Annotated in this window: 10 protein-coding genes; 4 read left to right on the top strand and 6 right to left on the bottom strand. The window is 70.9% G+C overall.

Annotated elements, in window-relative coordinates; all coding sequences use genetic code 11:
- Positions 1-19: 19 nt before the first annotated feature.
- The gene (locus tag ACMXN5_RS38425) at positions 20-2518 is read right to left on the bottom strand and encodes a collagenase (RefSeq protein ID WP_439681368.1); all 2499 of its coding nucleotides are present in this window, start codon (positions 2516-2518) and stop codon (positions 20-22) included.
- A 552-nt stretch (positions 2519-3070) separates the two neighbouring features.
- Here ACMXN5_RS38425 and ACMXN5_RS38420 point away from each other — a divergent pair.
- Positions 3071-5392, top strand: coding sequence for a glycosyl hydrolase family 18 protein (locus ACMXN5_RS38420; protein ID WP_439679526.1), 2322 nt, complete (start codon positions 3071-3073; stop codon positions 5390-5392).
- Between the two features lie 120 nt (positions 5393-5512).
- Here ACMXN5_RS38420 and ACMXN5_RS38415 read toward each other — a convergent pair whose 3' ends face one another.
- Positions 5513-6388, bottom strand: a complete 876-nt coding sequence (locus ACMXN5_RS38415; protein ID WP_439679525.1) for a helix-turn-helix transcriptional regulator — start codon at positions 6386-6388, stop codon at positions 5513-5515.
- A gap of 176 nt (positions 6389-6564) precedes the next feature.
- Between ACMXN5_RS38415 and ACMXN5_RS38410 the strand changes: the two genes are divergently transcribed.
- Positions 6565-7341 (top strand): SDR family oxidoreductase, encoded by a 777-nt coding sequence (locus ACMXN5_RS38410; protein WP_439679524.1) that lies wholly within the window; start codon positions 6565-6567, stop codon positions 7339-7341.
- A 48-nt stretch (positions 7342-7389) separates the two neighbouring features.
- On the opposite strand, the gene ACMXN5_RS38405 is transcribed toward ACMXN5_RS38410, so the two are convergent.
- The 3 genes from ACMXN5_RS38405 to ACMXN5_RS38395 all read right to left on the bottom strand — a co-directional run bounded on the left by ACMXN5_RS38405 (position 7390) and on the right by ACMXN5_RS38395 (position 12079).
- Positions 7390-7593 (bottom strand): cold-shock protein, encoded by a 204-nt coding sequence (locus ACMXN5_RS38405; protein WP_078980715.1) that lies wholly within the window; start codon positions 7591-7593, stop codon positions 7390-7392.
- Between the two features lie 261 nt (positions 7594-7854).
- Positions 7855-9387, bottom strand: coding sequence for a long-chain-fatty-acid--CoA ligase (locus ACMXN5_RS38400; RefSeq protein ID WP_439679523.1), 1533 nt, complete (start codon positions 9385-9387; stop codon positions 7855-7857).
- 172 nt (positions 9388-9559) lie between these two features.
- The gene (locus tag ACMXN5_RS38395) at positions 9560-12079 is read right to left on the bottom strand and encodes an alpha-L-rhamnosidase-related protein (protein ID WP_439679522.1); all 2520 of its coding nucleotides are present in this window, start codon (positions 12077-12079) and stop codon (positions 9560-9562) included.
- An 82-nt stretch (positions 12080-12161) separates the two neighbouring features.
- On the opposite strand from ACMXN5_RS38395, the gene ACMXN5_RS38390 reads away from it, so the two are divergent.
- Together ACMXN5_RS38390 and ACMXN5_RS38385 are read left to right on the top strand one after the other, a co-directional pair.
- Positions 12162-12875 (top strand): TetR/AcrR family transcriptional regulator, encoded by a 714-nt coding sequence (locus ACMXN5_RS38390; RefSeq protein WP_439679521.1) that lies wholly within the window; start codon positions 12162-12164, stop codon positions 12873-12875.
- A gap of 61 nt (positions 12876-12936) precedes the next feature.
- Positions 12937-13140, top strand: a complete 204-nt coding sequence (locus ACMXN5_RS38385) for a LuxR C-terminal-related transcriptional regulator (protein ID WP_439679520.1) — start codon at positions 12937-12939, stop codon at positions 13138-13140.
- A 114-nt stretch (positions 13141-13254) separates the two neighbouring features.
- On the opposite strand, the gene ACMXN5_RS38380 is transcribed toward ACMXN5_RS38385, so the two are convergent.
- Positions 13255-13737: a VOC family protein gene (locus tag ACMXN5_RS38380; protein WP_395793709.1), complete on the bottom strand. Its 483-nt coding sequence runs from the start codon at positions 13735-13737 to the stop codon at positions 13255-13257.
- Positions 13738-13824 lie beyond the last annotated feature (87 nt).

The raw sequence follows: 13824 nt of genomic DNA, 5'->3' as shown, positions 1-13824 counted from the left end.
GCGCGCCGGGCGGGGTCGGTCAGTAGCTCGTCGTCACCGAGGTGCCGGCGAACGCCTGCTGTCCGTAGAGGGAGATGTAGTGGTAGCCCTCGGGCGGTGCGGTGATGGTCAGGGTCTCCGCGTTGCCCGACTGGGTGGACTTGGCGGTGTAGGCGGTGGGCGTGGCCCAGTTGTCACTGTTGTAGTAGAGGTCGGCGTTGCCGGTACCACCGGCGGTGACGATGTTCAGGCGCGCGGTTCCCGCCGGGATGTAGATGTAGAACCAGGCCGTTCCGTTCGCGCCCGCCGACACCGAGGTGCGGCTGCAGTTCTTGCCCAGGACGCGGGTGTCGGGGTCGGTGCACTCGGTGGCGCCTCCGCCGCCGGTGACCGTGACGGTGTGGCTGACGGTCGCGGTGGCGCCGCCGTTGTCGGTGACGGTCAGCTTCACGGTGTAGGTGCCGGCCGTGTACGTCTTGGTCGGGTTGGCCGCGGTCGAGGTGGTGCCGTCGCCGAAGTCCCAGGCGCGGGAGGCGATGGTGCCGTCGGAGTCGGTGGAGGTGTCGGTGAAGGCGACCGACGTACCGCTGACCGCGCTGGTGAACTCGGCCGTCGGCGGCCGGTTGGTGGGCGTGCCGCCGCCGCACGCGCCCGCCGCGCAGGCGGCCAGCCAGGTGTACCAGTCGCTGTCGTAGCGGGTGCCGATGGTGGAGGTCAGGAAGGTGCGCGCGCCGGCCCAGTCACCGGTGCGGTAGTAGCCGAGCAGGCGGGTGACGTCCGCCGGGTGCTTCTGCAGCATGTAGCGCACACCGAGGTAGCCCCAGCGGTAGATGCGGGTGGTGTCGTTGGAGTAGGTGGTGTCGAAGACGGTACTCAGCGCATAGGTGTGCTTGCCCGCCTCGGTGATCGCGGCGTCGTAGGGCAGGTTGCGGTAGGAGTAGGAGACGTACTCCGCGAAGCCCTCGATCCACCAGATGGTCGGCGTGCTCACGCCCGCGTTGAAGTCGCCGAACATGTCGAACCGGCCGTCGAGGTAGTGCGTGTATTCGTGGTTGAGGTTCCAGATCTCGAACGCGGGCCGGGTCCACTCGGCCTCGTAGGCGATGAACCGCGGCTGGTTGCCGGCCGCGCTCGGGTCGCCCTCGAGGTACATGCCGCCGTTGTTGGTGTCGATGCCGAAGATGGCGCCGGCGTACGTCTGGTAGTCGGAGCTGGAGTGGAAGACCACCACCTCGATCGTGGTGTTGTGGTCGTTGGCCACCGCGCCGCTGTCCTTGACCACGCCGTGGAAGTACGAGTCCTGGTTGCGCAGGCTCGTGCAGGCGGCGGCGAGGTTGGCCTGGCTGATCTCCTGGGCCCGGATGCGGATGCTCGGGCTACAGGTGTAGTCGATGGTCAGCACCGCCGCGGTCAGCCGCGCCTGGAGGTTGCAGGTGTCGTAGTAGGCGCACTGTGCCTTGTCGTAGTAGTCGGTGCCCTCAGCCAGCGCGACCCACATCGCCGCGGTCGGCCCGGTGATCGAGGTGGCGCTCAGGTGGGCGCGCACCATCGGGCGCACCCGGGCCTGGAGGCTCGCGTACTGGAGGAAGCGGGCCAGTTCGCGGCCGGAGTTGACGGTCAGGTAGGCACGGTCGGTGCCGAGCAGGTCCCGGTGTGCCCTCGCGAAGGCGTCGACCGCGTCGACGGTGCTCGGGTCGGACTGCACGGCGGTGACGAACTCGGGTACCTGGTGGCCGCGGAAGAGCACGGTGAAGACGTTGTTGACCGAGGCCTTCATCCACCACGACGCGTCGTACGAGCTGTTGTAGCCCGCCAACAGCCGCTTGACCATGTACAGATAGCGGGCGTTCTCCTGGGCGCTGTCGATCAGGGTGACCGCCTCGGCCAGCGTCTCGCCGTTGGCGTCGGTGACGTCCGAGGAGTGCGAGTTGGCGAAGAAGGCGTCCAGACCGGAGCGGATCGCGGTCTTGAGCGCGGGACCGTACGTGCCCACCGTGGTCGGGTCGTACCACTGCACGTAGTAGCCCGCGCGCAGGAACAGCACCACCTGCGGCGCGTTCGTGCTGCCGTTGCCGGGGTAGGAGCCGGCGAGGTCGCGCAGAGCGTAGGCGACCGTGGTCATCTGCTCTTCGCGGAAGATCGAGCGGGCGTCGGTCCCGGAGACGGTGAACAGGGTGTTCACGCATTCCGTCGTCGACGACTTGATCTGCGTGACCAGCGCGGCGCCGGTACGGCTCGCGAAGTCGGCGACCGAGCAACCGGCCACGGCCGCCTGCCGGTTCGTCGCGGCCATCGACGGCCGGGTCGGCCGGGCGGCCGACGCCGGGTCGTCGTAGTCGCGCCGGGCGTTGTCGGACACGTTCGCGGACAGCGGCGGCCGGTCGGGGACGGGCAGCGGCTTCGCCTGGGTGTGCGGGGACTGGTCGGCCGAGGCGCTGGGGGGCGCGCCGAGCGGTGCGGCCACGGGGATCGGGGTCGCCGCCGCGCCGGGATCGGCGGGGGCGGCCGATCCGGGCTGGGTGAACAACCCGAAGCCCATGGCGAGTGATATGGCAACCACCGCGACGCGGCGGAGTCTTCCCTGTCGTGGTGCCGAATGGGTCGATCGATTGGTTCGCAAAGACCGTCTCCTTGCGGAACAGAGGGCACGCGCACGCGCGCCTCCGATGAGGGGTGGTGCAACGGCATGAGCGGTTTCGTCGCCGGCCCCGTTTCGGGGAGAGAGGCGGAGCCGGCGCGTGCGTGGTACTGCTCGCTGTCTTGCCGGAAGAGCCAACGGTGGCAAGGCAGTTGGTGCCGCCGTGGACCGGAAGGGGAGCGTCCGGGCCGCTGCGTGACATGTACCATGTCACAAATCACATTTTGCGTGAAGGGGTATCGAAGACCGAGTGCGGCCAACGAAACGGCAGCGGGCGCAGGGGGGTTCGGGCGGACCGATTTTGCCGGGACTTGCCGGCACCTCGCGGCTACTGGTCTAGACCTTGATTATTGGTCCAGACCTTCATTACGCTCGCCCTACTGTGTGAGCCGGACAACCCGGCTCATTGTGGGGCACAGGTTCTCCGTCGGATCCCGAAATCCAGGAGCACCCATGGCCATCGAAACCGTGTGGCGCACCAAACGCACCAAGCCCGGCAAGAGATTCATCGCCATCTGTGCGAGCCTGCTCCTCCCGCTCGCCGCGATGGTCGGTCTGTCCGCCGCACCCGCGCAAGCCGCCGAAGGCGCCACCGCGACCTTCGCCAAAACCTCCGACTGGGGGAGCGGTTTCCAGGGGGAGTGGACGATCAAGAACACCGGTACCACCGCCGTCACGGCCTGGACCGTCGAGTGGGACTTCCCCGCCGGCACCTCCGTGGGCGCGTACTGGGACGCCTTGATCACCTCGTCCGGAACGCACTACACCGCCAAGAACCGTAACTACAACGGCTCGGTCGCGCCCGGGGCGAGCGTCAAGTTCGGCTTCGTCGGCTCCGGCCCCGGAAGTCCCAGTGGCTGCAAGATCAACGGCGGCCCCTGTGACGGCGTACCGCCGACCGACAACCCGCCGAGCGCGCCCGGCGTGCCGAGCGCGACCGCGACCACCTCGACCTCCATCTCGCTGAGCTGGGGCGCGGCCACCGACGACCACGCCGTGAAGAACTACGACGTCTACCGCGGCACTTCCGTGGTCGCCACGGTCACCGGCACCGCGTACACCGACAGCGGTCTGAGCGCCGACACCGCGTACACGTACAAGATCGTGGCGCGGGACAGCATCGACCAGACCGGACCCGCATCGCCGACCGCCACGCTGCGCACGGCGCCCGGCGGCGGCACCGACACACCCCCGACGGCCCCCGGCACACCGACGGCGAGCAGCGTGAACGACACGTCGCTCACCCTCAACTGGACGGCGGCCACCGACGACCACGGCGTCAAGAACTACGACGTCCTGCGCGGCGGCAGCAAGATCGCCACCGTCAACGGGACTTCGTACAACGACACCGGCCTGACCGCGAACACCACCTACACGTACACCGTGGTGGCTCGCGACACCATCGACCAGACCGGCCCGGCCAGTGCGCCGCTCACCGTCAAAACCACCGGCGGCGGCACCCCGGGCGGCGAGTACTTCCGCGTGGGCTACTTCGTGCAGTGGGGCATCTACGGCCGCGCCTACACGATGAAGTCGCTGGACACCACCGGTGCCGCGGCCAAGCTCACGCACCTCAACTACTCCTTCTCCAACATCGACCCGGTCAACCTGACCTGCCTCAACGGCGTCACCAAGGCCACCACCCCGGGTCCGCAGGACCCGAACCAGGGTGACGGCGCGGGCGACTCGTGGGCGGACTACGAAAAGGGCTTCAGCGCCGGGGAATCCGTCAACGGCAGCACCGACACGTGGGACCAGCCGTTGGCCGGAAACTTCAACCAGCTCAAGCAACTCAAGGCGAAGTACCCGAAGTTGAAGGCGCTGATCTCGGTCGGCGGCTGGACGTACAGCCGGTACTTCTCCGATGTCGCCAAGACCGACGCGTCGCGGCAGAAGTTCGCCAAGTCCTGTGTGGACATGTACCTCAAGGGCAACCTGCCGGTGACCAACGGACGCGGCGGCAACGGCGTCGCGGCCGGGATCTTCGACGGCTTCGACCTCGACTGGGAGTGGCCGGGCGCCGAGGGTCACGCGGGCAACCACATCTCCGCGGACGACAAGAACAACCTGACCCTGCTGATGGCCGAGTTCCGCAAGCAGATGGACGCGTACGGCCAGACCACGGGCAAGCACTACCTGCTCACCGCGTTCACCCCCGCCGACCCCGGCAAGCTGGACGTGGGCTGGGACATCACCACGCGCGACGGCACGCCCAGCGTGTTCGACTACATGGACTACGCCAACGTGCAGGGCTACGACTTCCACGGCTCCGGCAGCGACAACAGCTGGGAACCGAACCGCACCGGGGACCAGGGCAACCTGTACCAGGACGCGGGGGACCCGTACCCGACCAAGTTCAGCGTGGAAACCACCGTCAACTACTACCTGAACCAGGGCGTGGACCCACGCAAGCTCGCCCTCGGCCTGGCCTTCTACGGCCGCGGCTGGCAGGGCGTCGCCGACGGTGGGGCGCACGGCGAATGGCAGGAGGCGCACGGCGCCGCACCGGGCCAGTTCCCGGAGGAGGCCGGCACCAGGGGCTACGCCAACCTGATGTCGTCGGTACCGAACCTGACCGTCTACCACGACGAGCAGTCGGTCTCGACCTACGGCTTCACCGGCAACAACGGCCAGTGGTGGACCTTCGACGACGCATGGTCCATCGGGAAGAAGACGGCCTGGCTCCGTTCGAAGAATCTCCTGGGCGCGATGATCTGGGAGATGAGCGGGGACACCGGGGTGTTGATGACCGCGGTCGACAACGGGCTGAAGTAACGGCCCCCTGATCGGAAGGCCGGGAGGCGGTGAGTGGCTGCCTCCCGGCCTTCCTTGTCGTCCGCTGTCGTGCGCGCCTCGTCGTGGGCGGTGCCTCCGGGCGCGCCCGCCGTCGACCCGTCAGCCGGCGTGCGGGGCGTCGGCGGCCGGGAGTTCGGGTGCGGTCCAGTCGGCCAGGATCCGCAGCGCCTCGGCGGTGGGGGAGGCCGGTTCGACGTTGTAGACGCACAAGGTCTGCTCCGTGTCGCCCGGGACCTGGAAGGACTCGTAGGCGAAGTGGAGGTCCCCGACGAGGGGATGGCGGTAGTGCTTGGCGCCGTGGGTGCGGCGCAGCACCCGGTGGTCGTTCCACCAGCCGCTGAACTCGGGAGACTTGAGCGTCAGTTCGCCGACCAGATCGGCGAGCCGGCGATCGTGGGGGTGGCGGCCCGCCTCGAACCGGAGCATGGCGACCGTTTCCGCGGCGAGACGTTCCCAGTCGCCGACGCGCTCTCGGGCCTCGGGGTCGAGGAGGTAGTACCGGGCCAGGTTGCGCCGGGTGGCGGGCAGCGCGTCGAAGTCGGTGAGCACGGACCTGGCGAGCCGGTTGGTGGCCAGCACGTCGGTACGCCGGCCCAGGATGAACGCCGGCACCCGATCGAGGGTCTCCAACATCAGGTACAGCCCCGGCCGCACCCGCTGGGCGGCCCCGGCCGGCGCGCGCCGCACGGTGCGGGCGTCGGAGCCCAGCAGGTCGGTGAAGTGTTCACGTTCGGTGTCGTCGAGCCGCAGCACGCGCGCGATCGCCGCCACGACCTCGGTGGAGGGGTTGTGCGCGCGCCCCTGCTCCAGGCGCGTGTAGTACTCCGTGCTCACGCCGGCCAGGCGGGCCACCTCGTCCCGGCGCAGGCCGGGTACGCGGCGGACCCGGCCGTCGGCGGGCAGTCCGGCCTCCGCGGCGGTGATTCCGGCGCGTCGTGAGCGCAGGAATCCGGAGATTTCCTTGGTGCGGTCCATGGGACCAGTGTGCGCAGGTCGCCGGTGCCGTATCCGCACCGGGCCGGCCCTGTCGGTACCTGTTTCGGCAGGGCCATTCATGGCGTCCACACGGGCTCGTGGGGGTGGTGTGCTGGATGAGCGGTCGAGAGGAACCGACCGCGGCCCACTTTGCTCACCCGTGGAGGGTACGCACCATGTCCATGAACACCATGTCCCGCCCGCTCGCCCGTCGCGTCGCGGTCGTCACCGGCGCCTCCAGCGGTATCGGTGCGGCGTCCGCCGAGAAGCTGGCCGCGCTGGGGGCCCGCGTCGTCGTCCTGGCCCGGCGGGCCGATCGGTTGGCGGATCTGGTCGCCCGCATCGAGCGCGACGGCGGCAGCGCGCTGGCGATCGCCGCCGACGTGACCGACGCCGCGGCGTTGGCGGACGCCGCCGCCCGGGTGGCGGCCGAGTTCGGCGGCGCCGACCTGCTCCTGAACAACGCCGGCGTCATGCTGCCCGCCCCGATCGAGGAGTTGGCGGCCGACCAGTGGAAGCAGCAGATCGATCTGAACATCACGGGGCTGATGAATACGATCGGCGCGTTCACCCCGCAGCTGATCGCGGCCGCCGCCGAGCGTGGGGTGGCCGACCTGATCAACACCTCGTCGATCGCGGCGCAGAACATCTTCCCGAATTTCGCCGTCTACTCCGGGACCAAGGCGTACGTCACCCACCTGTCCCGGCACCTGCGCGCCGAGTTGGGCGCGCGGAACGTGCGGGTCTCGGCGCTCGAACCGGGCATCGTCGGCACCGAGTTGCAGAGCCACGTCACCGACCCGGGCGCGCGGGAGTGGCTGGCGGGCGCCAAGGAGAGCATGGAGTGGCTCACGCCGGAGGACGTCGCGGAGACCGTCGGTTTCATCGCCACGATGCCGCCCCGGGTGAACTTCCAGCAGATCACCATCATGCCCACCGGACAGGCCGCCTGACCTGTCGTGCCGCGGCGGTGTGTCACCGCCGCGGCACGAACGGGTGTACTAGCCGGCGACGATGTTCTCCGCCTGCGGGCCCTTCTGGCCCTGGGTGACGTCGAACGTCACCTTCTGGCCCTCCTGCAACTCGCGGTAACCACTGCCGGAGATGTTGGAGTAGTGGGCGAAGACGTCGGGGCCGCCACCGTCCTGCTCGATGAAGCCGAAGCCCTTCTCACTGTTGAACCACTTCACGGTGCCACTGGCCACGCCGAACTCCTCGTTCAGAAAAATGGAACCGTGCCGCGCAAGATGCGGGCCCGGAGGTGCTCACCGGACCCGAAGCGGCTGTGCACAGCAAAATCGCCCGTGATCGCGATCACGGGCGAACGAACTTCGGGCCACGACTACTTGGGAACCGAAGGTACCCGAGCCCGCCCTCCCGCGCCACGCACCCACCCGAACTCGCCCCCGACGGCCGGACATCGCCCGCCGAAAGCGGCACTGATCCGCGCCCCGGGGCCGCGCCCGCTATCGGGCGGCGGCCCCCGGCTCCGGCGGTGTGGCGTCGCGCAGCGCCCGCTTGAGGATCTTGCCGGTCGGGCCCAGCGGGAGGGCGGGCATCGGGTGGAAGACGCGGGGGTACTTGTGCCGGCCGAGGTGTTTGCGGGACCAGGCGATCAGGTCCTCGGGCGTGGGCGGCTCGGTGCCGGGCGCGGCGGGGCGCAGTACGACGGCCGCGTGGATCTCCTCGCCGAGCGCCTCGTGCGCGGTGCCGTAGACCGCGACCTGGGCGATCGCGGGGTGTCGGGCCAGGACCTCCTCGACCTCGCGCGGGTAGACGTTGTACCCGCCGCGGATGACCAGGTCCTTCTTCCGGTCCACGATGCTCAGGAAGCCGTCGTCGTCGACCGCGCCGAGGTCGCCGGTGCGGAACCAGCCGTCCACGATCGCGGCGGCGGTCGCGTCCGGGTCGTCGAGGTAGCCGGCGAACACGTTGTGGCCCCGGACCACCACCTCGCCGACCGCCCCGGCGGGCAGCAGTTCGATGCGCTCGTCCACCTCGGCGGCGGCGATCGCGACCTCCACCCCGCGAATCGCGTGGCCGACGGTGCCGGGCCGGCGGCCGAGCAGGCGCTGGTTGAACGTGGCCGCCGGGGACGTCTCGGTCAGCCCGTACCCCTCGAACACCCGCGTCCCGAACGTGGCCTCGAAGCGCTCCAGACCGGCGACGGGCAGCGCGGCGCCGCCGGACACGGCCAACCGCAGCGTGGGGGCGCTCGCGCCGGACGCCCGCGCCGCCTCGGTGAGCGCGTGGAACATCGTCGGTACGCCCATGAACACGCTCACCCCCTCCGCGGCCATCAGTTCCAGCGCGGCGGCGGCGTCGAAGCGCGGCATCAGGACCAGCGTCGCGCCGGCGCGCAGCGCGGCGTTCATCGCGCAGGTCTGGCCGTAGCTGTGGAACAGCGGCAGGCAGCCCAACACCACGTCCTCGGGCGACAGTTCGTGCAGGTCCTGGGCGCAGACCGTGGCGTTGAGCACGATGTTGAGGTGGGTCAGCCGGGCGCCCTTGGGCCGGCCGGTGGTGCCGCTGGTGTACAGGATGGCCGCGATGTCGTCGGCCGCGGTCGGGTGCGCGGCGGTCAGCGGCGCGCCGGGGTGTTCGTGGTCGGCGGCCAGCATCGGTATCCCGGCCGCGTCGGCGGCGGCCCGCGCGGTCGGCCACAACGCGCCGCCGCTGATCGTGAGCACCGATCCGCTGTGCCGCAGCACGAATTCGACCTCCTCGGCGACCAGCAGCCCGTGCACCGGCACGACGGTGGCACCGGCGGCGATCACCGCGTGGTAGACGCGGGGGAACGCCGCGATGTTGGGCAACATCACCGCGACCCGATCACCGGGCCGTACGCCCCGCTCGCGCAGCGCGGCGGCGTAGCGCAGCACGTCGGCCCACAGGTCGCGATAGGTGATCCGGGTGTCTCCCTCGACCACTGCGGTGCGGTCGGGGAAGCGCAGCGCGGTGTCGCTCAGCAGAGCGGCCACGCCGAGGTGTTGGTGCACTCGGGACTCCAAAGTTGGGTGGCGGGGCCGACGGGCAGGCCGGACGAGGCCGTCGCTCGGGTGGGAGCGCGGCCGGGCGCGGACGCCGGTGTCCGGTATTTCGTTACGCGTATTGTTAAGTTGGTACCCCGGAATCGTCAATGCCGCGCCCGCCGCGACGGTGCGGCGGGGGTCACACCGGTAGCGCGGCCAGGTCCGCGTCGAAGGTGCCGGCCGGCCGGTCGGTGACGGTGCCGTCCGGGGCCACGAGCCGCACCGGGACCGGGGACTCGACATGCACGCGGGTGCCCTCCACCGCGACGTGGACGAGCCCGTACGGGGTGGGGACCGCGCCCTTGACCCACTCCAGGTCGCCCGGGCGCGGGGCGATGCGGACCGTCGTGTAGCCGGGCTCGGCGGGGGTGATCCCGAGGGTGTACACGAGCAGGTCGCGGGTGGGGGTGGCGGACCAGCCGTGGCAGTAGCTGCCGCCCTCCCAGGTCTCCCGCCACGCGGTGGGGCCGGAGGCGAGCAGGTGCCGCCAGTCGCGGCACAGGTCGGCGATCGTGTCGGCGGCGCCGAGCAGGGCCAGCGCGTCGTGCACGACGTAGCGGAAGAAGGGCTGTGCGCCGACCACTTGGTGCCGCGCGTCCCAGGTCACGGCCGGCGGGGTGAAACGGGCCACCTGGTGCCCCGTGGGTGCGCCGTCCGCGTCCGCGCCGTGCGCGGCGACCGGCGCCAGGGTGAACATCACGTCGCGCGCGAGCAGGAACCTCCGCACCCGATCCGCGCGTTCGGCCGGCACCAGGTCGGCGCACACCGCCGCTGCGGTGGTGTGCTCGCTCATCGCGGGCCGCACCACGTCGTCCACCGCGTGATCCCGGTAGCCGCCCCGCTCCTCGTCCCAGAACACCTCGAAGCCGACCCGCACCGACTCGCGCAACTCCCGTGCCCAGGCGGCCCGGTTGGCATCGCCCAACCAGTGTGCCATCTCCGCGAAGTCGCCCAGGGCCCGTGCCCACAGCGCGTTCAGCGCCGCGCTGGTGCCCTCGACCTGCACCGGCGACCAGTCGATCAGCACCCAGCCGGTCACGTCGTGCACGAGGCCGTCGGCGCCGAGGAAGGCGGTGAACCAGTCGAGCACGGTTTCGGCGGCGGGCAACAGCCGGGCGATCAGCGCCCGATCGCCCGTGTAGCGGTGGAGGTTGTACACCGAACGCACCCAGTGCAGCGACCAGTCGGGAATGCTGACCAGCTCCGGATCACCGCCGTCGCCGGCGGCCACCATCGGCAACAGGCCGTCGCCGCGCGGGGTCGCGGTGAGCACGGGTTGGTGCCGGGCCAGGCTCCAGTCGGGGTTGGTGACCAGGTCGACCGACTGGTGCACGACCGCGTCGCCGGTCCAGGCCCGCTGCTCCCGGCTGGGGCAGTCGATGTAGGCGTCTTGCGCGGTCAGGTCCACGGTGCGCAGGCCCACCCGGTGGATACGGTCCAATAGTGGGTCGGAGCAGGCGAAGTACGGCCCGGCCGGGCGCGGCCGGAGCCGTTCGAGCACGGCGGGCGCGAGCCGCACCGGCCCGGTGGCATCCACCACGAGGACCAGGTAGCGGCCCCCGGCCGGGTCGCCGAGCCGGAACCGCTCGCCCGCCTCGTCCCCGCGCGCGGTGTAGGCGAAGCACGCGGCACCGGCGAGCGCGGCCGGGGTGGGCGACTCGGTGAGCGCGCCGAACACCACGGTTCCCGGGGCCGCTTCGAGGTCCAGGCACACCGTGCCGCCGACCATGCGGCCCAGATCGGCGATCACCAGTCGGCGGCCGGCGGGCAGCGCGAGCGTGGCCGAGGGGGCGGCGTTGCCCGGGTCGGGGACGGTGTCCGGGCATGCCTCGGGCCGGATCGTGGTGAGCGCGCCGTGCAGCGCGGCCTGTACGTCGGCGGACGCCGGCGGGCCCACGGGGCGCGGCGCGGCGGGCAGCGGCGCGGAGTGGAACGCGGCCGGTGTGCGGGTGGCGCCGCCGAGTGCCGGCAGCGGGTTCGGCAGCAGCGCGCCGTACGGTTCGGCCGGTGGCCGGGTGGCGCCGGTGCTGCCGACGTGGGCCGCGGGCAACACCGTCGCGGCGTCCCAGAGTTCGTCGTCGAAGTCCGGGTGCGTCCAGGCCGGGTCCAGCCGGCGTGCGTCCAGGATCTCCGGGATCTGCGGGGACACCGTGGACTGCGGGGCACACGGCGTCCAGGCGTCGGCGACCCGGCAGCGCCAGGCGGCGTCGGTACCGATCCAATGCTCCGCGCCGAGGCCGAACTCGGCGACCAGCGCGCCGCCGCCGAGGCTGTACGTGGTCGGCGAGGGCACCCACCACGCGGTGCGGTGGCCGTAGAACCGGGCCGACACCGCGATCACGTTCCGGCCGGGGCGCAGCGCCGCCGCCGCGTCGCCGAAGTCGTAGTACAGCCGCCGGCCGCCGTGCCGGATCGGACCGCGGGCGAGTTCGACGCCGTTGACGTAGAGCACGTGCCGCGAATCCGAGCTGATCCGGAACGGCGCGTGCTCGGGCATCTCGGCCGGCTCGAACGTGCGCCGGAACAACACGCGGCGGTCGAACCGCTCGGGGTCGAGCGAGCCGTTCATCGGATTCTCCCGGGACGGCGCGCCCACCGCGGTGTGCTCGGCCCAGATCCACTGACCCCGCCATCGACGGTTCGCGAACGTCTCTCGCATGGTGCGTGTCCTTCCGCTCGGCGGCACACACCATAACCGCGTTTTTTACTGACCACTAGATAAAACTGCTAGCCTGCGTTCCGTGACCCCGACGACACGCGAAGACGACGACCCGACGCGCTCCCTCCGCCCGACCCGGCAACCCCGCAGGGGCCCGGGCCGCAGCGAGCGCGGCGCCCGTCGACGCGAGGAACTGGTCACCATCGCCAGTGAGTTGTTCGCGCGCAGCGGCTTCCGGGGCACGGGCCTCGCGGAGGTGGCGGCCCGCGCCGGGATCACCCAACCGGCGCTGCTCTACTACTTCGGCAGCAAGGAGGGCCTGCTCCAGGCGGTGATCGAGCACCGCGGCGCGCAGAGCATCGAGTTCGCGCAGGAGTCGGTGGCCATCGGCGGGCTGCGGGCGATCCGGGAGATGCCCGCCTCCGCGCACCGCAACGCGCGCGAACCGGGCCTCGCGCGCCTGCTCGCGGTGCTGACCATGGAGAATCTGGACCCGCAGGATCCCGCCCACGACTACTTCGTACAGCGCTACCGGCGGCTGCGCGAGTTGATCGCGCGGATCATCACCGACGCCCAGGCGACCGGCGAGATCCGCGCCGAGGTCGACCCGGGCCTCAAGGCCGCCGAACTGCTCGCCACCATGGACGGTCTACAGATGCAGTGGCTCCTCGACCCGGGCGAGGTCGACCTGGTCACCGCCATCGAGTCCTACGCCCTGACCCTGATCCGCGACCTGGCCGCCGACCCGGCGGCCTACGCGACCACCGTCACGAGCGAGACCACGAGCCACGAGTGACACCGGGCCGGCGGGCCCGGGCGCATGAGCCGCCCGGCCCCGCCGCAAGCGGTGTCGCGCGGTGCCGTTCCCGCAGCTGACCGACCGCGAGCGTGAGGTCCTCGACCTGCTCGCGCAGGGGTTGGACAACGCCTCGATCGCGCGGCGGTTGATCCTTTCGGAGAAGACCCTCCGCAATCGGGTGAGCGACGTGCTGACCAAGCTGCGCGCCCGCAGCCGCGCGGAGGCGGTGGCCATCGCCGGCGACGCGGGGTTGGGTGGTTGAGGGCGCACCTCGCGGCCCCCGGCGGCCCGCACGCGCACGGGTCGGGTCGTCCCCCGTGTGGGGGTCGACCCGACCCGTGTGGTCACGCCGTGGGACACCGGGCCGCGCGCCCGACTACTCGCCGTCGTACGCCTTGCGGATCGCGGCGATGTCCAGGCGCTTCATGGTGTACATGGCACTGGTGGCCCGGGTCGCCTTCGCGCCGTCCGGGTCGCCGATCATGTCGATCACCTCGGTCGGCACGACCTGCCAGGACAGGCCGAACCGGTCCTTGAGCCAGCCACAGGGGCCCTCCTCGCCGCCGTCGGCGGTGAGCAGGCCCCAGTAGTGGTCGACCTCGTCCTGGTCGGCGCAGTGGATCTGGAACGAGACGGCCTCGTTGAACTTGAACTGGGGCCCGCCGTTGAGCGCGACGAACTTCTGTCCGTTGATCTCGAACTCGACCACGAGCACCTGGCCGGCCTGGTCCGGGTTGGCCTCGTTGTAGTAGCCGACGCGGCCCTGCTTGCCGTCCTTGAACACGGACAGGTAGAAGTTCGCGGCCTCCTCGGCCTGGCCGTCGAACCACAGGCAGGTGGTGAATCCCTGGGCGGGCATGGAAACCTCCGGTACTCCGTAATGGACGCTCTCACCAGTACCGACCCGTCCCGAGGCACAAACTCATCGGTGTCGGGCGGAGGATTT

Origin of the sequence: Embleya australiensis (assembly GCF_051903075.1) — a bacterium.
Classification (GTDB): domain Bacteria; phylum Actinomycetota; class Actinomycetes; order Streptomycetales; family Streptomycetaceae; genus Embleya.
The sequence above is the reverse complement of the archived record's forward strand: the minus strand, read 5'-3'. Positions and strand labels throughout refer to the sequence as shown.

Excerpts from the sequence above, each read along its gene's own strand:
- ACMXN5_RS38425 (WP_439681368.1), bottom strand. The coding sequence starts at position 2,518 with ATGGGCTTCGGGTTGTTCACCCAGCCCGGATCGGCCGCCCCCGCCGAT.
- ACMXN5_RS38420 (WP_439679526.1), top strand. The coding sequence starts at position 3,071 with ATGGCCATCGAAACCGTGTGGCGCACCAAACGCACCAAGCCCGGCAAG.
- ACMXN5_RS38415 (WP_439679525.1), bottom strand. The coding sequence starts at position 6,388 with ATGGACCGCACCAAGGAAATCTCCGGATTCCTGCGCTCACGACGCGCC.
- ACMXN5_RS38410 (WP_439679524.1), top strand. The coding sequence starts at position 6,565 with ATGTCCATGAACACCATGTCCCGCCCGCTCGCCCGTCGCGTCGCGGTC.
- ACMXN5_RS38395 (WP_439679522.1), bottom strand. The coding sequence starts at position 12,079 with ATGCGAGAGACGTTCGCGAACCGTCGATGGCGGGGTCAGTGGATCTGG.
- ACMXN5_RS38380 (WP_395793709.1), bottom strand. The coding sequence starts at position 13,737 with ATGCCCGCCCAGGGATTCACCACCTGCCTGTGGTTCGACGGCCAGGCC.